Source organism: Streptomyces paludis (assembly GCF_003344965.1).
Classification (GTDB): domain Bacteria; phylum Actinomycetota; class Actinomycetes; order Streptomycetales; family Streptomycetaceae; genus Streptomyces; species Streptomyces paludis.
The window spans coordinates 4,349,983-4,372,928 of record NZ_CP031194.1 but is presented as its reverse complement, the minus strand read 5'-3'; the positions used below and the strand labels follow the sequence as shown (position 1 = coordinate 4,372,928).

The window sequence follows — 22,946 nt, the reverse complement described above, 5'->3', positions numbered from 1 at the left end:
ACGCCCGGCCCACGGGCGTTACCCCTCACACGAAAGCGGAGTTCATGAGCACCAGCACGACAGAAACCAATCAGAAAACCCCGGCGGCCGAAGGTCAGCAGCAGGGGTGGCACGTCGACGACCGCTGCCTGAACTGCAACATCGCCCGCCAGATCGCCCCCGGCATGATCGGCTTCAAGGAGGGCGGCCAGTACGGCGGTCTGTCGACCGTCATCCGCCAGCCCGAAACCGCGGAGGACGTCGAGAAGCTCTACCGGGCCGCGCACGCCTGCCCCACCCGCTCCGTCCACCCGCCCGCCGACGACCTGGGCGCCGACTCGGACCCGTACCCCCTGGCGCTCGACGCGGCCGGCACCGTCCTGCTCTGCGGGCACGCCTCCCCGCAGACGTACGGCGCGACCTCGTACCTCCTGCGCCGCCCCGACGGCACCGCGATGATGATCGACACCCCGCGCTGGCGGCCCGCGCTCGCCCGCCGGTACGAGGAGCGGGTCGGGAAGATCACCGACGTGCTGATCACCCACCTCGACCATGTCGCGCACGCCCGCAAGTACGCCGACGCCTTCAAGGCCCGGCTCTGGATCCACGAGGGCGACCTGCACTCCCTCCCCTCCGCCGACCAGGTCATCCGGGGTACGGAGCCGGTCGAGGTCGGGCCCGGCGTCATCGCGCACCCCTTCCCCGGGCACACCGCGGGCACCTCGATCTTCATCGCGGACGACACGTTCTGCTTCAGCGGGGACGCGTTCTTCTGGTCGAACAGCCAGCAGACGCTGGAGGTGGCCCACAGCGTCGTCTACGACTCGATCAAGACCCTCGCGGAGTCGGTGGCCCGCGGCGCCGAGGAGCTGACCTTCGAGTGGGTGCTGCCCGGCCACGGCGATCTGCACCATCTGCCCGCCGACGAGATGCGCGAGCGCATGCGCGGCCTCGGCCGGCGCGCCGCCACCTACCCCGCGGAGGGCATCGACTACGGAGCGGTCCGCTACTGACCGGGGGCCGTCCCTGAGACCGGTCCGCGCATGAGACCGGCCCGGCCGCCCCTCCCGGCGGCCGGGCCGGGCACCACCCCCCACCACCCCCCACCACGAGGCCCGACCCCGAGCGGAAGCGATGACTGACACCAGCGCACAGGACCAAGTGAAGGCGGAGAGCGGGCAGGGGCGTTCGCGGGCCGCCAGTCCGTGGGCGGCGCTCGCCGCGCTCTCCCTGGGGCTGTTCATGATCGTGGTGGACACCTCGATCGTGTCCGTGGCCGTACCGACCATGGTGCGCGACCTCGACACCGGCCTCAACGCGGTCGTCTGGGTCACCAGCGTCTATCTGCTCATGTACGCCGTCCCCATGCTGTTCACCAGCCGGCTCGGCGACCGTTACGGCCCCAAGCGCGTGTTCGTCGCCGGGCTGGCCGTGTTCACCGCCGCCTCGCTCTGCGCCGGGCTCTCCAGCGGTGTGGAGACACTGATCGCCGCGCGGGCCGCGCAGGGGCTGGGCGCGGCGCTGCTGACCCCGCAGACCCTGACCCTCATCACGCATCTGTTCCCGGGCGGCGACCGCGGGCGGGCGATGGGGGTCCTCGGCGGGGTCTCCGGGCTGGCCACCGTCACCGGGCCGCTGCTCGGCGGGGTGCTGGTGGACACGCTCGGCTGGCAGTGGATCTTCTACGTCAACGTGGTGGTCGGCATCGCCACGCTGGTCATGAGCCGGCTGGTGATACCGGACTGGCGGCCGGGCCGCGCGCACCGCTTCGACCTGCCCGGCATCCTGCTCTCCGGCGCCGGTCTCTTCCTGATCGTCTTCGGTGTCCAGAACGGCCAGACGTACGCGTGGGGCGAACTCCTGGGCCCCATCACGGTGTTCCAGATCATCGGGGCGGGGGTGGTCCTGCTGGTCGCCTTCGTGGTCTGGCAGCGGGTCAACCGGAACGAACCGCTGGTGCCGCTGCGGACCTTCGCCGACCGCAACTTCTCCATGGGCGCCCTGACGACGGCCGCGATCGGCTTCGCGATGACCGGCATGTTCCTGCCGCTGGTCATCTACATGCAGTCCGCGCTCGGGCTCTCGCCGACCGATGCCGGGCTGGTCACCGCGCCGATGGCGCTGGTGTCCGGTCTCATGGGCCCGTTCATCGGCCGGCTGTCCGACCGGGTCAGCGGCAAGTACCTGGTGATGGCGGGGCTGGTGGGGATGGCGCTGGGGCTGGCCGTTCTCGCCGTACAGGCCGCACCGGACCTTCCGCCGTGGCAGCTCATGCCCGGGCTGCTGGTGTGCGGGCTGGGCATGGGGTGCGTGCTGGTGCCGGTCAACAACGTCGCGATGGGGACCGTACCGGCCGAACTCCGGGGCGCCGCCTCGGGCATCTTCTTCACCGCCCGCCAACTCGGCGCGGTCCTCGGCAGCGCGACCATCGGCGTTCTGCTCCAGGCCCGGATCACCGCGTCCGTGGCGGCCGAGGCCGACGCCGCCGCCGCGCGGCTGCCGGCCCGCTACCGCGAGGACTTCACCGCGTATCTGCACGCCACCGGGGGGACGACCCAGGGCGCACTGCCGCTGCCGCGCCACCTCGCTGAACAGGGCCGGCAGCTCGCGGAACAGGCCGTCCAGAACGGGCTGACGCAGGCGTCAAAGGAAACCCTGATCCCGCTGATCGCGGTTCTGCTGCTGGGCAGCCTGGCGGGCGCGGCGATGCACCGCAACGTATCCGCGAAAGATCGAATGGAGCGAATAGAGCGAAATGGAACGGACGACCCCCGAAAATAATTGATAACAATTCAGCAGCACCGCGATGTTGTGTGCACTAGCCTCGAAGGAGTGAAAGACCGTATCGCCGACCACCGAATCGCCGCCAGCCGTACCACCACCAGCCGTATCGCTGTCAAGGGCGCTCGTCAGAACAGTCTCCGTGATGTATCCGTAGAAATTCCCCGGGACGCGCTCGTCGTTTTCACCGGTGTATCCGGTTCGGGAAAGTCAAGTCTGGCTTTCGACACCATTTTCGCCGAGGGCCAGCGCCGCTATGTCGAATCGCTCTCGGCCTATGCGCGGCAGTTCCTGGGGCAGCTGGCCAAGCCGGACGTCGACTCCATCGAGGGCCTGTCGCCCGCCATCGCGATCGACCAGAAGACCACCGGCCGCAACCCGCGCTCCACGGTCGGCACACTCACCGAGGTCTACGACTATCTGCGCCTGCTGTACGCGCGGATCGGCGTCCCGCACTGCCCGGAGTGCGGCGAGCCGGTCGGCCGCCGGACCCCGCAGCAGATCGTGGACCGGCTGCTGACCCCGCCGGAAGCGGCCGGCGAGGGCGCGGCCCGGGTCCATGTGCTGGCCCCGGTCGTCCGGGACCGCAAAGGCGAACACACCGATGTGTTCCGGCAGTTGATGGCCGACGGCTTCAGCCGGGTCCGGGTGGACGGTACGGTCCTGCCGCTGACCTCGCCGCCCGCGCTCGACAAGCGCGCGAAGCACTCGATCGAGGTCGTCGTGGACCGCCTGGCGCTCCGGCCGGCCGCCCGGCAGCGGCTGACCGAGTCCGTCGAGACCGCGCTCGGTCTGGCGGGCGGGGTCGTGGTCGTCGACTTCGTCGATCTCGACGCCGACGACGCCCGGCGGGAGCTGCGGTTCTCCGAGGAGATGGCCTGTCCCCGCGCCCACGATCTCGATCTGGACGTCCTGGAGCCGCGGCTCTTCTCCTTCAACGCCCCCTGGGGCGCCTGCCCGGAGTGCCAGGGCCTCGGCACCCGCAGGGAGGTCGACGCCGCGCTCGTCGTCCCGGACGGGGAGAAGTCGCTGGCCGAGGGCGCCATCGCGCCATGGACCAACACCAGCGGCGCCGACTACTTCACCATGCTGCTCGAAGCACTGGCGGCGGAGATCGGCTTCAGTACGAGCACCCCGTGGCGGAAGCTGCCCGCGTCCGTACGCAAGACCGTGCTGTACGGAAGCCCGCGGCGGCTGCACCTCACGTACCGGAACCGGTTCGGCCGCGAGCGCTCGCACCCGGCGCCGTACGAGGGCGTCATCCCGCACATCGAGCGGCGCAGCGCCGAGAACGGCGACGGTGGCGAGGGCGGGGCCGGCACCGGTGCCAGTGGCGCCGCCCCCGGGAGTACGGGCCGCTTCGCCGGGTATCTGCGCGAACTGCCCTGCCCGGCCTGTGCCGGCGCGCGGCTGCGCCCCGGCGTCCTCGCCGTCACCGTCGGCGGACGCAACATCGCCGAGCTGACGGCCCTGCCGATCGACGAACTGGCGGACTTCACGGCCGGGCTGGAACTCGTCGGCTGGCAGCGCCGGGTGGCCGAGTCCGTCCTCGCGGAGGTGGGCGAGCGGCTGCGGTTCCTGCTCGATGTCGGCCTGGACTATCTGTCGCTGAGCCGGCCCGCCGCGAGCCTCTCCGGCGGCGAGGCGCAGCGGATCCGGCTGGCCACCCAGATCGGGGCCGGGCTGGCCGGTGTCCTCTACGTCCTGGACGAGCCCAGCATCGGGCTGCACCAGCGCGACAACCAGCGGCTGATCGAGACCCTGCTGCGGCTGCGCGACCGGGGCAACACCGTGATCGTCGTGGAGCACGACGACGAGACCGTACGAGCGGCCGACTGGGTGGTGGACATCGGGCCGGGGGCCGGTGAGCACGGCGGACGGGTCGTGTACTCAGGGCCGCCGCGCGAGCTGCTGGCCCACCCCACCTCGCTGACCGGCGCGTATCTCTCCGGTCGCCGCGAGATACCCGTACCGGTACGGCGGCAACCGTCCGGCGGCGGACCGGACGGCGGCGGACCGTCCGGCGGTGGACCGGTGCTGACCGTGCACGACGCCACCGAGCACAACCTCCGGAACGTCACGGTCTCCTTCCCGCTGGGCCGGTTCACCGCCGTCACCGGCGTCTCGGGATCGGGCAAGTCCACGCTGGTCAACGATGTCCTCCACACCGCCCTGGCCCGGCACTTCCACCGGGCGCACGCGGTGCCGGGCCGGCACCGTACCCTCACGGGCGTCGAGGGACTCGACAAGGTGGTACGGGTCGACCAGTCCCCGATCGGGCGCACCCCCCGGTCCAACCCGGCCACGTACACCGGGGTCTTCGACCATCTGCGCACGCTGTTCGCGCAGACGCCGGAGGCGAAGGTGCGCGGCTACCGGCCGGGGCGGTTCTCCTTCAACATCAAGGGGGGCCGCTGCGAGCCGTGCCAGGGCGACGGCACGGTGAAGGTGGAGATGAACTTCCTGCCGGACGTTTATGTGCCGTGCGAGGTGTGCCGCGGCGCGCAGTACAACCGCGAGACGCTCGACGTGCGGTACAAGGGCAAGTCCATCGCCGACGTACTGGCCATGACCATCGCGGAGAGCCTGGACTTCTTCGACGGGCACGCGATCATCTCGCGCCATCTCAAGGCCCTGGACGGGGTCGGGCTGGGGTATGTGAAACTCGGCCAGCCCGCCTCCACGCTCTCCGGGGGCGAGGCCCAGCGCGTCAAGCTCGCCACCGAGCTTCAGCGGCGCACCAGGGGCCGCACCCTTTACGTACTGGACGAGCCGACCACCGGTCTGCACACCGACGACATCCGCCAGCTCCTGGCCGTACTGCATCAACTCGTTGACGCGGGCAACACCGTGGTGGTCATCGAGCACCACCTCGACGTGATCAAGACGGCGGACTGGATCGTGGACATGGGCCCCGAGGGCGGCCGGGGCGGCGGCACCGTCCTGGCGCAGGGCACCCCGGAGGAGATCGCGGCCCACCCCGGGTCCCACACCGGGCGGTTTCTGCGCCCGCTCCTGGAGAAGAGGTGACGCACTGTGAAAACAATGACGGCGAGCACCCGGGAACAGGCGCCGGAGGACGTCGAGCCCGAAAGCGATGAACCGGGAAGTGATGAACCCGCCCCTTCCCTCACCACGTCCGGCGGCTCGGCCGACCAGGTCCGCGACTATCTGAAGCTCATCGCCCGAGTCCGGCTCCTGGACGCCGAGCAGGAAGTGGAGTTGGCGAAGCGGATCGAGGCCGGTCTGTACGCGGCGAAGTTGCTGGAGGAGGCGGAGGAGCGGCCAGAGCACCTCAACGCTTCCTTCCGCCGCGAGCTGGAACTCCTCGCCCAGGACGGCGACCGGGCGAAGAACCATCTCGTGGAGGCGAATCTCCGTCTGGTCGTGTCGATCGCCAAGCGCTACACCGGACGCGGGCTCCTCTTCCTCGATCTCATCCAGGAGGGAAACACCGGGCTGATCCGTGCCGTCGAGAAATTCGACTACACCAAGGGATTCAAGTTCTCGACGTACGCGACCTGGTGGATCCGGCAGGCGATATCCCGGGCCCTGGCCGACCAGGGCCGCACCATCCGCGTTCCGGTGCATATGACGGAGATCATCAACCGGGTCGCCAGGACGCGCCGGGAGATGATGCAGGACCTGGGGACCGAACCGGCGCCGGAGGATCTGGCCGAGAAGACGGGCGTTCCCGTGGAGAAGCTCGTCGAACTCGTCGGCTACACCAAGGAACCCGTCTCCCTGCACACCGCCCTGGGGGACGACGGGCACGCCGAGTTCGGTGATCTGATCGAGGACAGCGACGCGCCGTCCCCGGTGGACTCCGTGACGTTCCTGCTCCTCCAGGAGGCCATCCGGACCCTCCTCGCGGGCATGACCCCGCGCGAGGCCGGCATCATCTCCCTGCGGTACGGGCTGACCGGGCTCCGGGCGCAGACGCTGGAGGAGATCGGCACGGTGTACGGGGTGACGCGGGAGCGCATCCGCCAGATCGAGTCGAAGACGATGTCGAAGCTCCGCCATCCTTCACGCTCGCAGGCGCTGCGGGACTTCCTCGACACCATGTGAGCACCGCTCCCGTCAGCGGTCCCGGCCGGTCACGCCTTGCGGCGCGCCCGCCAGACCAGGAAGAGCGCCGAGGACACCGCCGCCGTACGCAGCACCACCGGCCAGAGCCCGGTCAGCGCGTCCGCCATGCCGTCCGCCGGGATCTCCTCGCCCCAGCGGCCCACCGAACGGCCCCAGAGCCAGACCAGACCGCCCGCCGCCGACACGCCCGGCAGCCCGAAGACCGCCCACTTCGCCTCCGTACGGGACAACGTGCGCGAGACGTACGCGAGGAGCCAGCCGCCGCCCAGCGCCAGCCAGGAGCCGAGGAAGGCGCCCGCGACGAGGAGGGCCGCCGCCAGCAGGAGGAAGGGGTGGGCGAAGCGCGGCTTCGTCTTTTCGGCGGGCATGTCGCCGGGCGGGCCCAGCAGGCGCGGGAGCGGGAGCCGACGGCGCTTCTTGCCGGGCGCCGCGTCCGCGTCCGTACCGGATTCCGCGCCCGTACCCGCTGCCGTACCCGCTTCCGCCGCCGTGGACTCCGTACCCGTCCCTGTCTCCCCGGCCGCCTCGGCCGCTCTCCGGCGCTCCTCCTCCTTCGGGTCCGGCGGCTCCCTGAAGACCTCGGGGATCATGCCGCCCACGAACCCTGTCCCGAATCCGGGGCGTTGGGCCGCCTCGGCCGCCTCGGCCTCCCGTTCCGACGCCAACACGGTCTCCACTGGGCCCCGGCCGCCCAGCGGTCCCGCCTCTATCCGCCACCAGTCGGGCCCGGGGGCGGGACGCGGCGACGGTACGGGCGGCTTCGCCGCCTGCTCCATGGGCGGGGCGAACGCCGCTGGTGCGGGCGGAGGTTCGGGGGTGGGCGGGCGTTCGGGCTCGGGTGCTGGTGGGGCGGGTGCGGGTGCCGGCTCGGGCTCCGGCTTCAACTCGGGCTCCGGCAGCGGTTCCGGCTCCAGTGGCAGTACCGGCTCCGGCGTCGGCTCCGGCGCCAGGGGCACGGAGGGTCCGGACGGTCCCGTACGCGAATCGGCCTCCCTGTCCGCCCCCTTGGCCCCCTTGGCCCCCTTGGCCCCCATGGAGCCTGTGGAACCCACGGAGCCCACCGACCCCATGAATCCCTTTATCCCCTTGAACCCCTTCATCCCCCGCGCCCGCTGCTCCGGCACCTCCGGCGCCGCGTACGGCTCCCGCTCCCGGGTGTCCTCGCCGCCCCCGCCCGGCGGCGCCGCCGCCCGTACCAGCTCCGCCGGTTCGCCCAGCCGTCCGAGGATGCGGCGCACGGCCGCCGGGCTGTCGGTGGCGTACTTCCCGCGCTGCCGGTCGATCTCGTTGCGCAGCGTCGACACGAGCCGCATCCGGTCCCCGGAGGAGAGCTGTTGCCGCTGGGCGGCGTCACCGACCCGGCTCAGGTAGTCGTAAACGAGCTGATCGCTCTCGATCCCCACAAAGCCTCCCCGGCACGACAGCCACCCGCGACCGCTCACGAGCCACTCGCACGTGATGCTGTCGGAGTCGCTCCCGTACGTCCAGTACATACGGCCAGGCCGGCAGGGGTGGCCGCCGCCGACCCGCTGCCCACTCCCGTCTCTTCTCCCACTCCCCGATCGACGGACGGGCTAACGTGGAACGGATGGGGATCCGCGAAGCCCGAGCAGGAGGCGCACGTGCCCGAAGGAGTTCCAGAGGGGACCGGCAGTACGTCACCGCGCACGCTGGCGGAGGCGCTGCGCACCCAGAGCGACCGTTCGCTCACCGCTCTGCTGCGCGCCCGGCCCGATCTGCTCAACCCCGTGCCCAGCGATCTCTCGCAGCTCGCGACCCGCGCCGGCACCCGGGCGTCGGTCGTACGGGCGCTGGAGCGGCTCGACCGGTTCACGCTCCAGGTGGCGGAGGCGCTCGCCGTGGCTCCCGAGCCCGCGCCGTACGACACGCTGCGCGCGCTGCTCACCGGTGACGAGGGCGATCCGGGCATCGAGGCGGCCCTCCCGAGGGCCGTGACGACCCTGCGCGACCAGGCGCTGATCTGGGGCGGGGACGACCGGCTGCGGCTGGTGCGCACCGCCCGCGAACTCCTCGCGCCCTCCCCCACGCACCCGTCCCCGACCGGTCTGGGCCCGACCGTCGCGGAGGCCACGGCGGGCATGTCGCCGGGCCGTCTCCAGGAGATCCTGACGGCGTCCGGGCTGCCCTCCACCCACGATCCGGTCTCGGCAGTCGCGGCCCTCACCGGGCTCTTCACCGACCGGACGCGGATGGCGTCGCTGCTCGACACGGCGCCGATGGAGGCGCTGTCGGTGCTGGACCGGCTGGTGTGGGGGCCGCCGTACGGCGAGGTCACATCGAGCCCCACCCCGCCCGTGCGGTGGCTGCGTGACCGGGGGCTGCTGCTGCCGGCGACCACTCGTACGGTCGTGCTGCCGCGCGAGGCGGCGCTGCATCTGCGCGCCGGGCGCGCGCACCGCAGGCCGGAGCCCGTGGCGCCGGTCGTCGCGCCGCGCGCCGGGACGGCGCCCGCGTCCCCCGACCCGGCCGGAGCGGCGGCGAGTACGGCCGCGAGTACGGCGGCGGCGGACGCGGCGGTGAACCGGTCGCGGATGGTGGACAGTACGGCGGCGGGCCAGGCGTACACGGCCCTGGCCACCATCGAGGAGCTGGCCAAGGAGTGGAACGAGGGCGGCCCGAACGTCCTGCGCGCCGGCGGCCTCTCCGTACGGGACCTGAAGCGCACCGCCACCGCGCTCGACGTCCCGGAGCCCGTGGCCGCCTTCTGGGTCGAACTCGGTTACGCGGCGGGCCTGCTGGCGCCGGACGGCCAGACCGACGAGCGGTACGCGCCGACCCCCGCCTACGACGACTGGCAGGAGCTGCCGCCCGCCGACCGGTGGACACGGCTCGCGATCGCCTGGCTGACGGCGACCCGTACCGCCGGGCTGGTCGGCAGCCAGGACAGCAAGGGCCGTACGCTCGCCGTGCTCGGCCCCGATCTGGACCGGGGCCCGGCGCCGGAGGTACGGCGGCGGATCCTGGAACTCCTCGCCACGCTCCCCGAGGGCACGGCCCCCGACCCCGAATCGCTGCTCGCCCGGCTGCGCTGGGAACGCCCGCTGCGCGGCGCGTCGGCCGGCGGCAGGCCGGACGATCTGCGCGCGCGGCTGGCGGCGTGGACGATGAACGAGGCGGAGATGCTCGGCTTCACGGGCCGGGGCGCGCTGTCGTCCCACGCCCGGGCGCTGCTGGCCCGGGAGCCGGACGGTACGGGTACAGGTACGGAGACGCACGCCGACACCAGCGCCAATGCCGGTCCGGGCCCCGCTCCCGGCCACGGCTCCGGGTCGGCCGCCGAACTCGCCGCCGCCGGGCTGCGCGCCGCCCGTGTCCTCGCCCCGCTCCTCCCCGAGCCCCTCGATCATGTCCTCCTCCAGGCCGACCTCACCGCCGTCGCCCCCGGCCCGCTGCTGCGCCCCCTCGCGGAGCTGCTCGCCGTCACGGCGGACGTCGAGTCCAAGGGCGGGGCGACCGTCTACCGCTTCACGCCCGGTTCCGTACGGCGTGCGCTGGACGCCGGGCAGTCGGCGTCCGACCTGCACGACTTCCTCAAGGCGCACAGCCGTACGCCCGTACCGCAGCCGCTGGCCTATCTGATCGACGATGTGGCCCGTAAGCACGGCCATCTCCGGGTCGGCTCGGCCTCCGCGTACGTACGCTGCGACGACGAGGCCGTCCTCGACGAGATCCTGGCCGACAAGCGCTCCCTGGCCTTGCGGCTGCGGCGCCTCGCCCCGACCGTGCTGGCCGCGCACGCGGAGGCCGCGGCGCTGCTCGACGGGCTGCGGACCATGGGCTTCGCGCCCGCGGCGGAGTCCACGGAGGGCGATGTCATGATCACCCGCGCGCTCGCCCACCGCACCCCGCCCCGGACCGCCCCCGCCCCCGTACCGGACGGGCCGCCCGTCCCGGACGCGACGCTGCTGGGCGCGGCCGTACGAGCGATCCGGGCCGGTGACCTGGCGGCCACGGTCGTCCGGAAGCCGGTCACCGAGCCGCTGGTCCCGGCACCCACCTCGTCCTCCTCCGCGTCGTCGGCGGCGGCCGGGCGGGCCGCCACCGCGAGCGGCGCGCTGCCCCGCACCACCCCCGGGGAGACGCTCGCGACCGTCCAGGCCGCCGCGATGACGGGCTCGGCGGTCTGGATCGGCTACGTCAACGCGGACGGCGCGGCCAGCCAGCGCGTGATCGCGCCCGTACGGGTCGAGGGCGGTTACGTGACGGCGTACGACCACACGGCGGACGAGGTCCGTACGTACCCGCTGCACCGCATCACGGGCGTGGCGGAGCTGGCCGACGACCCGGCGTGAGCCACCGTCCTCAGGACATCAGGGCGGCGACCGCCGCGCGGTCGCCCTCCACCGCGAGGTAGTCGACGGGTATCCGCCCGTACAGGGCCAGCAGCAGATCGCTCGCCGGGCCGCGCACGACCGCCGTCGTGTCGGCCTCGATCACGCCCGGTGCGACGACGGACCGCTCGGAACGGGTGAGGCCGAGGGTCCACGACGGGCCTTCCTCGGCGCACAGGACGATCCGGGCCGACCGGCGCGGCCACGGCCCGGACGAGCCGACGACCACCGTGAGGAACTCGTCCACGCCGTCCACCGCGACCGGTCCCGGTATCGGCCGGGGCCGCCCGGAAGCGGCCTCCTGGGCGTCGTACGCGTGCACCGCCACCTCCTGCACCTGGTGGCGCGCGACGGCGGCGACGGTCTGGGGCGCGCCGGACGCGCCCCACCAGGTCCAGCAGCCCTGGCGCGGATCGGCCGCCAGCAGGGCACTCAGCAGCAGCGCGGTCGACTCGCCCCACCAGTCGAGCAGATTCCACGCCGGGTCGGTCTCGCCCACCACCGCCTTCGTGGGCGGCTGGTCGGCGGGCCCGGCGGCGACGACGGCCGCCCAGAACCGCTGGACCCCGCCCACATGCTCGACCAGCTGCCGCAGGGACCACTCGGGGCAGCCCGGCACGCGCGCGTCGAGGTCCAGGGCGGTCGCCACGGCGTCCCTCAAGGCGGCCGAGCGGTCCTCGATGAGGGAGAGCAGCACCGTCGTCTCAGTCATGCCGCCCATTGGACCACCCACCACTGACAACGCCCGCCGCCACGGCCTCACATCAGGTCTTCTCCCCGTCCCGCGCCAGCATGTGGAACCGCCGCGACAGCCGCCGCCCCAGCAGCAGATACCCGATCAGCGCGCCGCTCGTGTTCAGGATGACGTCATCGATGTCGAAGGCCCGGCCCTGGATCATCGCGCCCTGTGCCAGCTCCACCAGCGTCATCACCACGGCGGTCAGCAGCACCACCCGCACCATCCGGTACCGGGGCGGCATGAGCAGCGGGAGGATCACCCCGAAGGGCGCTCCCATCAGCAGGTTTCCGCCGATCTGCTTGCACGCCGAGAGAAATGTGTAGTCCTCCGCGTACTGGCGCAGCGAGTGCCCCACCCGCAGATTGGACCCGGCGATACCGGCGGACGCCGGGGACGGCGTCAGCGTCAGCTCGGCCAGTACGGCGGCGAACCCCGCCAGCGAGACAAACGCCACCGCCATGATCACGATCCGCAGCGCGGTCCTGCCCCACGCGCCCCAGTGAAAGCGCGCCCCCAGGGAACCCCAGGAGTCCCGCAAGCCCCGTAACCCCCGCGAACCGCGCTCACCCCACGCGCCCCACACACCCCGCGCCTTACCCCCGGGAGCGGCCTTCACCGGCCCGGTCCGTTCCGTCTCAGCGGTCATAGCCCCCCTGTGCCCCGCCACCGCCCGGATACGCCGCACCACGCCACTCGAACCGGTTCAGTCGGCAGTCCGGGCACCGGAACGTCCCGAGATGCGCGACACTGGACGTTTGGCCCAGCGTGGAAGGGATGTAGGTACGTGAACGGACCGCTCATCGTCCAGAGCGACAAAACGTTGCTCCTCGAAGTCGACCACGAGCAGGCCGACGCCTGCCGCCGTGCCATCGCGCCCTTCGCCGAGCTGGAGCGCGCGCCCGAGCACATCCACACCTATCGGCTGACCCCGCTCGGTCTGTGGAACGCCCGTGCCGCCGGGCACGACGCCGAGCAGGTCGTGGACGCGCTGGTGGAGTTCTCGCGGTATCCGGTGCCGCACGCGCTGCTCGTGGACGTCGCCGAGACGATGGCCCGCTACGGTCGGCTCACCCTCTCCAAGCACCCCAGCCACGGTCTCGTGCTGACCTCCACCGACCGGCCCGTCCTGGAGGAGATCCTCCGGTCGAAGAAGGTCCAGCCGCTGGTGGGCGCCCGGATCGACCCGGACACCGTCGCCGTGCACCCGTCCGAGCGCGGCCAGATCAAGCAGACGCTCCTCAAGCTGGGCTGGCCCGCCGAGGACCTCGCCGGGTATGTGGACGGCGAGGCGCACGCCATCGAGCTGGCGGAGGACGGCTGGGCGCTGCGGCCGTACCAGAAGCAGGCCGTCGAGGGGTTCTGGCACGGCGGCTCGGGAGTCGTCGTGCTGCCCTGTGGCGCGGGGAAGACGCTGGTCGGGGCGGGTGCGATGGCGCAGGCCAAGGCGACCACGCTGATCCTGGTGACCAACACCGTCTCGGCCCGCCAGTGGAAGCACGAGCTGGTGAAGCGCACCTCGCTGACCGAGGACGAGATCGGGGAGTACAGCGGTACGCGCAAGGAGATCCGGCCGGTCACGATCGCGACGTACCAGGTCCTCACGACGCGCCGGAAGGGCGTCTATCCGCACCTGGAGCTGTTCGACTCCCGCGACTGGGGGCTGATCGTCTACGACGAGGTGCATCTGCTGCCCGCGCCGGTCTTCAAGTTCACCGCCGACCTCCAGGCCCGCCGCCGGCTCGGGCTGACGGCGACGCTCGTACGGGAGGACGGCCGCGAGTCGGACGTGTTCTCGCTGATCGGCCCGAAGCGGTTCGACGCGCCGTGGAAGGAGATCGAGGCGCAGGGCTATATCGCCCCGGCGGACTGTGTGGAGGTACGGGTCAATCTCACCGACAGCGAGCGGCTCGCGTACGCGACCGCCGAGGCCGAGGAGAAGTACCGCTTCTGCGCGACGACGGCGACAAAGCGGAAGGTGACGGAGGCGCTCGTGCGGAAACACGCGGGCGAGCAGACGCTCGTCATCGGCCAGTACATCGACCAGCTGGACGAGCTGGGCGAGCATCTCGACGCGCCCGTCATCAAGGGCGAGACCAGCAACGCGCAGCGCGAGAAACTCTTCGACGCCTTCCGGCAGGGCGAGATCTCGGTCCTCGTCGTCTCGAAGGTCGCCAACTTCTCGATCGACCTCCCCGAGGCGACGGTCGCGATCCAGGTCTCGGGTACGTTCGGCTCCCGCCAGGAGGAGGCACAGCGCCTCGGCCGGGTGCTGCGCCCGAAGGCGGACGGCCATGAGGCGCGCTTCTACTCGGTCGTCGCGCGCGACACCATCGACCAGGACTTCGCGGCCCACCGCCAGCGCTTCCTGGCCGAGCAGGGATACGCGTACCGGATCGTCGACGCGGACGAACTCCTTGCGGGCGACCGGGACCCGGAGGACGGGGTCTGAGGGCAGGTCTTGAGGGCGTGGTCCGAAGGCGGGCCGTGGGGGGAACTGCCGCATCGGCACTCCCGTTCACCCTGTGAGCCGATACGCTGGTCGAAGAGGCAGGCGTGGCAAGGAGAGCACATGACGCCGCACGAGGTTTATGAAGTGCTGTACACGGAGTCGGCGGCGCGCGACCGCGACCGGCTGGACCCCACCCGCCGGGCCTCGTTCGAGAAGGCCATCGACATACTGGCGCACGACCCGTACACGGCGCTGTCACGACCGATCGGCGCCGGGGACCAGGACCGGGAGATCCGGCTCACTTCGCAGATCGTCGCCGAGTACATGGTGTCGCGAGGGCGGCTGCTCCTAGTCGTACTGCGCGTGTTCGACGACGCCGACATCCTGCTGCCCGAGGGCTGACCCACGCCGGTCGAAGGGGCCGCCGACGGTGGATTTCGCACCGTGACGGCGGGGCGTCGGCATGTGTGTCCGCGGCGGCGGTACGTACGGGCGCGCGCGCAGACGCGCCCGCGCCCGCCGGAAATCATGCGCGCGCCACGCGACGTACACCAGCAGCCCCAGCGCCGCGAGCGCGTACGGCGAGGCGGCCGGCTGCTGCCACCAGGGGAGCCGGAGTTCCGCTCCGGCCTGGTGGGGGACGACGCCGAGATGGCCGCCCGCCGTCCAGACCACGCCCGCCACCGCCGCCGTACCGAAGCGGCGTTCGGCGAGCAGGACCGCCAGCAGCGGGACGCACCAGACCCAGTGGTGCGACCAGCCGACCGGCGCGACGAGCAGCGCGGTCAGCGCGGCGGCCAGCACGCCCCAGGTCTCGGCGCCGGCCCGGACGGCGGCGCGGCGGGCGGTCCACAGCCCCGCGGCGGCCGTGAGCGCGGCGGCCAGCGCCCACCAGACGCCCGGCTCGGGGGTGTGCAGGGCGCGCGCGAGCAGCCCGTACAGCGACTGGTTCCCGGCGGTCCACACCTGGCCCGCGGGGCCGCCGTACCGGCCGAACTCCACGACGTGGTGCGTCCAGAACTCCCCGCTGGCGTGCGGGAGTACGAGCAGACCGAGCAGTACGGTGCCGATGAGGCCGGCGAGAGCGGTCAGCCCGGCCCGTACGCGCCCGGTCACCAGCAGGTAGACGAGGAAGACGGCCGGGGTGAGGGTGATACCGGCCGCGACCCCTAGGGCGAAACCCTTGCCGAGCGCCTGCTCGGGCCGGGACAGGTCCCACAGGACGAGGCAGCCGACGGCGAGGCTGATCTGCCCGAACAGGACGGTCTGGAGTACGGGTTCGAGCCAGAGCGCGACGGCCACCGCGAGGGTGATGGGGACGGCGGCGTTGACGGCCGGGAGTCCGGCGAAGCGCCAGGACAGCCGGACGAACAGCGCCAGCAGCGCGGCGTTCCCGATGACGAGGACGACCTTGAGGGCACCGACGGGCAGCCAGGTGGTCGGTACGAAGAGAAGGGCGGCGAACGGCGGGTATCCGGCGGACAGCTGCCAGCCGGTGGCGGCTCCGGTGACGCCGTTGGCGCCGGCGAGCCCGTAGTGGCCGGGCCCGTAGTGGTTCGACTCGTAGGGCGTCGGCCCGTAGAGATCCGTGCCGTCGACGACGGCCGCGCCCTCGGCCCGGTAGATGAGGGCGTCGGCCATGGGGATGCGCTGGGCGACACAGAGCGTGGCGAGTGCGGCCAGAGACAGGGCGAGCAGGCCCACTGCGGTGAGTGAGCGAGAAGTCACGGTCCGGAAGGTCACGGCCGCGACCCTAGTGGATCAGGGGCGGGCGCCCGGGCCCGTAGGGGTCAGCGGCGGTCAGCGCCGGTCCGCGGCAGTCAGGAATGAGCCAACGACGGCCCGCGACGGGCGACTACGGCTGACGGCGGCCGACTACGGCCGACGGCGGATCAACGCCGCTTGATGCCCGCCTCCTCGCTGTACTCCCCCATCACGGCCACGCTGAACGCCGTGGCCAGGAAGGTCCGGACAGCGCGCAGCGCGTTGCCGACGGGGTGGGCGGGGGACTCGGCGGGGCCCTTGGCGGGGGCGGCGGACACGGGGGCGAAGGTCTGTGTGGTCATGTATCCAGGATGGCTTTCCGGGCTGTGCGCAACATCGGCCGAAGGTGGTAATCACATGTGAAGAGGCGTAGTCCTCCGGGCTCATGTCATCCCCTACGGGGATGAGGGCGTGCGGAAAAGCATTCGCCCCGCCCGGCCACCGGTGACTACAATCTCCCACCTTGCCCGCCTCCCTCTGCGGAGCGCCGTCGTCCGGACGGAAACCGGACGGCCACCGCCATGACGTGATCAACGCCGAACGGCGCACCCGTGCCCCGTCCCTGACCTCGACGGCCCCGGGCGCCTCGGCGTGCGTACAGCCAGCCCCGGAGGCTCCACCGTGCCCGCGCCCGACCCCACGCCCGTACCCGACGCCGCGACCGATCCCGACGCCGTGACCGGTCCCGTACCGGATGCCACGCTCGATCCCGTACCGGATGCCATGCCCGCGCCCGATCCCGCGCCCGATCCCGTGCCCGTACCGGACGCCGTCGATCCTCTTCTCGCCCAGGAGCGCGCCCATCTCGGCGCCTCCCGTTCCGCGCTGCGCGCCATGCGCGAGGACGCCGAGTCCCTCGACATCCGCGATGTCACGGCGAACTGGGTGAACGCCGCTGTTCTGGAGTCGCAGATCGAGGAGCGCGTGAAGTCGCTCGCCGATCTCGCCCACACCCCACTCTTCTTCGGCCGCCTCGACTATCTGCACCGTGTGGGCGGCGCGGCCCCGGAAAGCGACAGCGCCGACAGGGACGCGGGCGACGGCGACGGCAAGGATGAGGGTGACCGCTTCTACATCGGCCGCCGCCATGTCCACGACGCCCACGGCGACCCCATGGTCATCGACTGGCGCGCCCCCGCCTCCCAGCCCTTCTACGGCGCGTCCAAGCAGAACCCGCAGGACGTGGCGTTGCGCAGGCGCTTCGGCTACACCGCCGGCGACCTCACCGCGTACGAGGACGAGCACCTCTCCGACCCGGCGGAGGCCGTCCGTTCCAGCAAGCTCCTCCAGGCCGAGATCGAACGGCCGCGCGTCGGCCCCATGCGCGACATCGTCGCCACGATCCAGCCCGAGCAGGACGAGATCGTCCGCAGCGACCTGGGCGGCACGGTCTGTGTCCAGGGCGGCCCCGGCACCGGCAAGACCGCCGTCGGCCTGCACCGCATCGCGTACTTGCTCTACGCGCACCGCGAACGGCTGGCCCGTACCGGCACATTGGTCGTCGGCCCGAACGCGTCCTTCCTCCACTACATCGAGCAAGTGCTGCCCGCGCTGGGAGAGTTGCAGGTCAAGCAGGCCACGGTGGACAGCCTGGTGGCCGGCGCCGTGGAGGTGCGCGGCACGGACGCCGCGCCCGCCGCCGTCATCAAGGGCGACGCGCGCATGGCGGAGGTGCTGCGGCGGGCCGTACGGTCGCATGTCACCCTTCCGGCCGAACCGGTCGTGGTCGTACGCGGCTCGCGGCGGTGGCGGGTGCCCGTGTACGAACTTGAGGAGATCGTCCAGCAGTTGCTGGCCCGCGACATGCGGTACGGCGCGGCCCGCGAGGCCCTGCCCCAGCGGATCGCGCACGCCGTGCTCGTACGGATGGAGGAGGCCGGCGAGGCGCCGGACGACCGGGTGCAGAACGCGGTGGCGCGAGACGCCGCCGTAAAGGCCGTGGTCAAGGCGGTGTGGCCGCCGGTGGATCCGTCGAAGCTGGTGCTCCGGCTCCTCTCCGACCCGGAGTTCCTGGCCGCCCACGCGGACGGGCTGCTCAGCGCCGACGAGCAGAAGACGATCCTGTGGACCAAGCCCGCGCGCGGTGTGAAGTCCGCGAAGTGGTCCCCGGCGGACGCCGTGCTCATCGACGAGGCGAGCGATCTCGTGGCCCGTACGCACTCCCTCGGCCATGTGGTGCTGGACGAGGCGCAGGACCTGTCCCCGATGCAGTACCGCGCGGTGGGCCGCCGCTGCTCGACCGGCTCGGCGACGGTCCTCGGCGACCTCGCGCAGGGCACCACCCCCTGGGCGACGGACAGCTGGCCGGAGGCCCTGCGCCACCTGGGCAAGGGCGACGCGGTCATCGAGGAGCTGACGGCCGGCTTCCGCGTACCCCGCGAGGTCATCGCGTACGCGTCCCGGCTGCTCCCGGTGATCTCGCCGGGGCTGGCGGAGGTCGCGTCCGTACGGGAGTCCCCGGGGTCGCTCTCGGTCCGCGAGGTCCCGGGAGCCGGGCCCGAGTCCGGTTCCGGGCATCTCGATACGGCGGTGATCGCGGCCTGCGTCGAGTCCCTCGCCCACGAGGGCTCCACCGGCCTGATCGCCGCCGACGCCCGCATCCCGCACCTGGCCGAGGCACTGACGGCGGCGGGCCTCCCCTATCTGTCCCCCGGCGAGGAGACCACGGCCACCGCCCGGCTGACCCTGGTCCCCGCGTCACTGGCCAAGGGCCTGGAGTACGACTACGTCGTCCTTGACGAACCGGCGGCCGTGGTCGACGGCGAACCCGACGAACGCACCGGCCTGCGACGCCTGTACGTAGCCCTCACCCGAGCAGTCTCCGGCCTGATCATCCTGCACAGCGCCCCTCTGCCGAAGGCGCTTGGCGCGTAGTCGCCTACCGGCGGGGGGCGCGGAAGCCGGTGCCCAGCTGGCGCACCGGCGACGCCCAGGCACCGGTTGAGGCCCGGCCCGGTTTCCACAGCGCCGGTGGCGGCCCCCGGCCCCCGCACCCCGCCGGGAGGCACCCACCGGGGTCCGGGCGCCGGTAGGAGCCCGGCCCGGTTTCCACCGCGCCGGTGACCGGCCACGCACCGTGGGACGCCCACGAGGACGGCCCCCCGGCCCCCGCCGGGAGGAACCCACCCGGGGTCCGGGGCCCGCCCCGGTTTCGGGAAGGGGCGGGGAGGGGACAAGCCCGCCGCAAGCGCTACACGCCAACCGCCACGCACCACAACCCCACCCAGGCCCGAGCCGCACCGTGGGACACCCACGACAACAGCCCCCGCACCCCACACCCCGCCGGGAGGAACCCACCCGGGGTCCGGGGCCTGCCCCGGTTTCGGGAAGGGGCGGGGAGGGGACAAGCCCGCCGCAGGCGCTACGCGTCAACCGCCGCGCGCCACACCCCCACCGCCCCCGCGTCCACCCCCGCCGCCCAGCCCCCCGCCCCCCGCACCGCGCCGCCCACATGCAGCGCGTCCACCCCCGCCGCCCGCAGCGCCGCCACATGGCCGAGCCGCAGCCCGCCGCCGACCATCAGCCGCTGCCCGTAGCCGGGCTCCCCGCGCGCGCCCGCCGCCGCCTCGGCCAGCAGCGTCGGCAGGCCGGTGCCGACGCCGGCGGGCGATCCGGCCGTGAGGTACGTGTCCAGCCCCGGCAGGTCCGCGAGGCTCCGGCGCAGCGCGGCGCGGTCGGCGGCGTGGTCGATCGCCCGGTGGAACGTCCAGCGGCAGCCGTCCAGTTCGGCGATGAGGCGCTCGGCCGTCACCAGGTCCGGCGTCCCGTCCGCGTCGAGAAAGCCGAAGACGAACTCGTCCGCGCCCTCCGCCCGCAGCCCCCGCGCCACCCGTACCAGCGCGTCCGCGCCGTGCCGGGGGTCGGGACCGTCGGCGGCGAATCCGTCCGTCTGGCGCAGCATCACCCTTAGGGGCAGGTCGACGGCGGCCCTGATCCGCGCGAAGGTCTCGCGGGACGGGGTCAGCCCGTCCGCCGCCATGTCGGCGACGATTTCGAGGCGGTCGGCGCCTCCGTTCCGGGCCGCGACGGCGTCCGCCGCGTCGAGGGCGATCACCTCCAGCAGTACCGCGCGCTCACTCATGGGGCCTCATCCGTAGGGGGTGGCGGGGATCCGGCCGGGTCCGTCCGGATCCGTTTTCCGTACAGGTCTAGTCCAATACCCAGCCTAAAGGCCGAGGTCACCAAGGAATGGCAAGCCACTCGGGCCCCGCCCGGCCGCCCCACCCCTTGCGACCGGTACCCCTAGGGGGTATACCTGATGTCACACGATACCCCTCGGGGGTAAACTGACCAGGTCGATGAGAAGGAGCCGTCCGACGATGAGTGCCACCCAAACCTCCGGTACCGATGTCGAGCTGACCATCGGCGGCATGACCTGCGCCTCCTGCGCGGCGCGTATCGAGAAGAAGCTCAACCGCATGGAGGGCGTCGAGGCCACCGTCAATTACGCGACCGAGAAGGCCAAGGTCACCTATCGCGGCGAGGACGTCAGCGTGCGGGACCTGATCGCCACCGTGGAGGCGACGGGGTACACGGCGAAGGAGCCGCCGCCCCGATACCCCACCGGACCCCGGTCCACCCCGTCCTCGTACGGCGCGGAGGCCGCGGACGGCGCGGACGGCGCAGGCGCGGCAGGCGCCACAGCCGTCCACCCCGACGCCACCGACGATGACGCCGACGACCCCGAACTCATCAGCCTCCGGCAGCGACTCCTCACCGCCGTCATCCTCGCCGTCCCCGTCATCGCGATGGCCATGGTCCCGGCGCTCCAGTTCGACAACTGGCAGTGGCTCTCCCTCACCCTGGCCGCGCCCGTCGTCGTCTACGCCGGCTGGCCCTTCCACCGCGCCGCGTGGACCAACGCCCGGCACGGCGCGGCGACGATGGACACGCTCATCTCCGTGGGCACCTGGGCCGCGTTCCTCTGGTCGCTGTGGGCGCTCTTCTTCGGTACGGCCGGCATGCACGGCATGCGCCACCCCTTCGAGCTGACCATCAGCCGGGGCGGCGCCTCCGGGAACATCTATCTCGAAGCCGCCGCAGGCGTGACCGCCTTCATCCTGGCGGGCCGCTACTTCGAGATCCGCGCCAAGCGCAAGGCCGGTGCCGCCCTGCGCGCGCTGCTGGAGCTGGGCGCCAAGGAGGTCACCGTCATACGGGAGGGCCGCGAGCTGCGCGTCCCCACGGCGGACCTCCAGGCCGGCGATGTCTTCCTGGTCCGGCCCGGCGAGAAGATCGCCACGGACGGCGTCGTCGTCGAGGGCTCCTCGGCCGTCGACGCCTCGATGCTGACCGGCGAGTCCGTCCCGGTCGAGGTCTCCGCCGGCGACCCGGTCACCGGCGCCACGCTCAACGCGGGCGGCCGGCTGGTCGTCAGGGCGACCCGGATCGGCGCCGACACCCAGCTCGCCCGGATGGCGCGCATGGTGGAGGACGCCCAGAACGGCAAGGCCGCCGTCCAGCGTCTCGCCGACCGGATCTCCGCCGTCTTCGTGCCGGTGGTCATGGTTCTCGCGCTCGGCACGCTCGGCGTCTGGCTGGCCACCGGCGCGGGGCTGACCGCCGCGTTCACGGCCGCCGTCGCCGTACTGATCATCGCCTGCCCGTGTGCCCTGGGCCTGGCCACCCCGACCGCCCTGATGGTGGGTACGGGACGGGGCGCGCAGCTCGGCATCCTCATCAAGGGGCCGGAGGTGCTGGAGTCCACGCGCAAGGTGGACACGATCGTGCTGGACAAGACGGGGACGGTCACGACGGGCCGGATGACCCTCCTGGCGACGCACACGGCGGCGGCGGACGGCGCCAGGGGCAGCGACAGGAGCGGCGACAGCGGCGGCGACACATCAGGCGCCGACGCGGCCGAGACCCAGGTGCTGCGGCTCGCGGGCGCGCTGGAGCACGCCTCCGAGCACCCCATCGCCCGCGCCGTCGCCGAGGGCGCGGCCGAGCGCGTCGGCGCGCTGCCGACCCCCGTGGACTTCGCCAACGTCCCCGGCCTCGGCGTCCAGGGCACCGTGGAAGGACACGCCGTCCTCGTCGGCCGCCCGAAGCTCCTCGCGGACCGGGGTATCGGCCTCCCCGCCGGGCTGGACCGGGCGCGTACCGACGCCGAGGCGGCGGGCCGTACGGTCATCGCCGTGGCGTGGGACGGCGAGGCGCGCGCCGTTCTCGAAGTCGCCGACGCGGTCAAGGAGACCAGCGCCGAGGCGGTCGGGCGGCTGCGCGCCCTCGGCCTGACCCCGATCCTCCTCACCGGCGACAACAAGGCGGTCGCCGCGGCCGTGGCCGCCGAGGTCGGTATCGACGCGTCGGACGTCATCGCGGAGGTCATGCCCGAGGACAAGGTCGAGGTCGTCAAAAAGCTCCAGGCGGAGGGCCGCTCGGTGGCCATGGTCGGCGACGGGGTGAACGACGCCGCCGCCCTGGCCCAGGCCGATCTGGGCCTGGCCATGGGCACGGGCACGGACGCCGCGATAGAGGCTGGCGACCTCACGCTCGTACGGGGCGACCTGCGCACCGCCGCCGACGCGATCCGGCTGGCGCGCCGGACGCTGGGCACGATCCGGGGAAACCTGTTCTGGGCCTTCGCGTACAACGTCGCCGCGATCCCGCTGGCGGCGGCCGGGCTGCTCAACCCGATGATCGCGGGCGCGGCGATGGCGTTCTCGTCGGTCTTCGTGGTCGGGAACAGCCAGCGGCTGCGCGGCTTCAAGGCGGTGTGAGCGCTCGAGACGGTATGCGCGCGGGCGCGCCGCCCGCGCGCAGGGCGACCCGCGCGCACCGGGGCCCG

Annotated in this window: 13 protein-coding genes and 2 pseudogenes; 9 read left to right on the top strand and 6 right to left on the bottom strand. The window is 72.7% G+C overall.

The annotated features are described in order from the left end of the window. Window positions 1–44 precede the first annotated feature (44 nt). The 4 genes and pseudogenes from DVK44_RS19430 to DVK44_RS19415 form a co-directional block, all read left to right on the top strand. The gene (locus tag DVK44_RS19430) at window positions 45–992 is read left to right on the top strand and encodes an MBL fold metallo-hydrolase (RefSeq protein ID WP_114660790.1); all 948 of its coding nucleotides are present in this window, start codon (window positions 45–47) and stop codon (window positions 990–992) included. 121 nt (window positions 993–1,113) lie between these two features. Then, window positions 1,114–2,760: a DHA2 family efflux MFS transporter permease subunit gene (locus DVK44_RS19425; RefSeq protein ID WP_114660789.1), complete on the top strand. Its 1,647-nt coding sequence runs from the start codon at window positions 1,114–1,116 to the stop codon at window positions 2,758–2,760. 51 nt (window positions 2,761–2,811) lie between these two features. Continuing rightward, the gene (uvrA, locus tag DVK44_RS19420) at window positions 2,812–5,790 is read left to right on the top strand and encodes an excinuclease ABC subunit UvrA (RefSeq protein WP_228447261.1); all 2,979 of its coding nucleotides are present in this window, start codon (window positions 2,812–2,814) and stop codon (window positions 5,788–5,790) included. A gap of 63 nt (window positions 5,791–5,853) precedes the next feature. Then, window positions 5,854–6,831, top strand: a pseudogene (locus DVK44_RS19415) (RNA polymerase sigma factor); the annotation flags it as partial. Window positions 6,832–6,860: 29 nt separating this feature from the next. Here DVK44_RS19415 and DVK44_RS19410 read toward each other — a convergent pair. Then, window positions 6,861–8,255, bottom strand: a complete 1,395-nt coding sequence (locus DVK44_RS19410) for a hypothetical protein (RefSeq protein ID WP_114660787.1) — start codon at window positions 8,253–8,255, stop codon at window positions 6,861–6,863. Between the two features lie 219 nt (window positions 8,256–8,474). On the opposite strand from DVK44_RS19410, the gene DVK44_RS19405 reads away from it, so the two are divergent. Beyond that, a complete protein-coding gene (locus DVK44_RS19405) occupies window positions 8,475–11,165 on the top strand; it encodes a helicase C-terminal domain-containing protein (protein WP_114660786.1) in 2,691 nt (896 codons plus the stop codon). Window positions 11,166–11,175: 10 nt separating this feature from the next. On the opposite strand, the gene DVK44_RS19400 is transcribed toward DVK44_RS19405, so the two are convergent. After that, window positions 11,176–11,916 carry a maleylpyruvate isomerase family mycothiol-dependent enzyme gene (locus DVK44_RS19400; RefSeq protein WP_114665281.1) on the bottom strand — a complete coding sequence of 247 codons (741 nt, stop codon included), beginning with the start codon at window positions 11,914–11,916 and terminating at the stop codon, window positions 11,176–11,178. A gap of 91 nt (window positions 11,917–12,007) precedes the next feature. Then, window positions 12,008–12,403, bottom strand: a pseudogene (locus DVK44_RS19395) (VanZ family protein); the annotation flags it as partial. A gap of 324 nt (window positions 12,404–12,727) precedes the next feature. Between DVK44_RS19395 and DVK44_RS19390 the strand changes: the two are divergent. Together DVK44_RS19390 and DVK44_RS19385 are read left to right on the top strand one after the other, a co-directional pair. Then, on the top strand, window positions 12,728–14,392 hold the full coding sequence (locus DVK44_RS19390) for a DNA repair helicase XPB (protein WP_114660785.1): 1,665 nt from the start codon (window positions 12,728–12,730) through the stop codon (window positions 14,390–14,392). Between the two features lie 120 nt (window positions 14,393–14,512). Next, complete coding sequence (locus DVK44_RS19385; protein ID WP_114660784.1) at window positions 14,513–14,794, top strand: type II toxin-antitoxin system RelE family toxin; 282 nt, start codon at window positions 14,513–14,515, stop codon at window positions 14,792–14,794. Here the strand turns inward: DVK44_RS19385 and DVK44_RS19380 are convergent. Together DVK44_RS19380 and DVK44_RS36780 are read right to left on the bottom strand one after the other, a co-directional pair. Further along, window positions 14,741–16,120, bottom strand: coding sequence for a glycosyltransferase 87 family protein (locus DVK44_RS19380; RefSeq protein ID WP_228447260.1), 1,380 nt, complete (start codon window positions 16,118–16,120; stop codon window positions 14,741–14,743). The genes DVK44_RS19385 and DVK44_RS19380 overlap by 54 nt on opposite strands. 164 nt (window positions 16,121–16,284) lie before the next feature. After that, on the bottom strand, window positions 16,285–16,458 hold the full coding sequence (locus DVK44_RS36780; protein ID WP_181957489.1) for a hypothetical protein: 174 nt from the start codon (window positions 16,456–16,458) through the stop codon (window positions 16,285–16,287). Window positions 16,459–16,879: 421 nt separating this feature from the next. Between DVK44_RS36780 and DVK44_RS19370 the strand changes: the two genes are divergently transcribed. Beyond that, entirely contained in the window at window positions 16,880–19,030 is a 2,151-nt protein-coding gene (locus DVK44_RS19370; RefSeq protein ID WP_114665278.1) for a HelD family protein, read from the top strand. Window positions 19,031–19,517: 487 nt separating this feature from the next. Here the strand turns inward: DVK44_RS19370 and DVK44_RS19365 are convergent, their stop codons facing one another. Continuing rightward, entirely contained in the window at window positions 19,518–20,237 is a 720-nt protein-coding gene (locus tag DVK44_RS19365; protein ID WP_114660783.1) for a copper homeostasis protein CutC, read from the bottom strand. Window positions 20,238–20,475: 238 nt separating this feature from the next. On the opposite strand from DVK44_RS19365, the gene DVK44_RS19360 reads away from it, so the two are divergent. Next, window positions 20,476–22,878 carry a heavy metal translocating P-type ATPase gene (locus DVK44_RS19360; RefSeq protein WP_114660782.1) on the top strand — a complete coding sequence of 801 codons (2,403 nt, stop codon included), beginning with the start codon at window positions 20,476–20,478 and terminating at the stop codon, window positions 22,876–22,878. The last annotated feature ends 68 nt before the right edge of the window (window positions 22,879–22,946 follow it).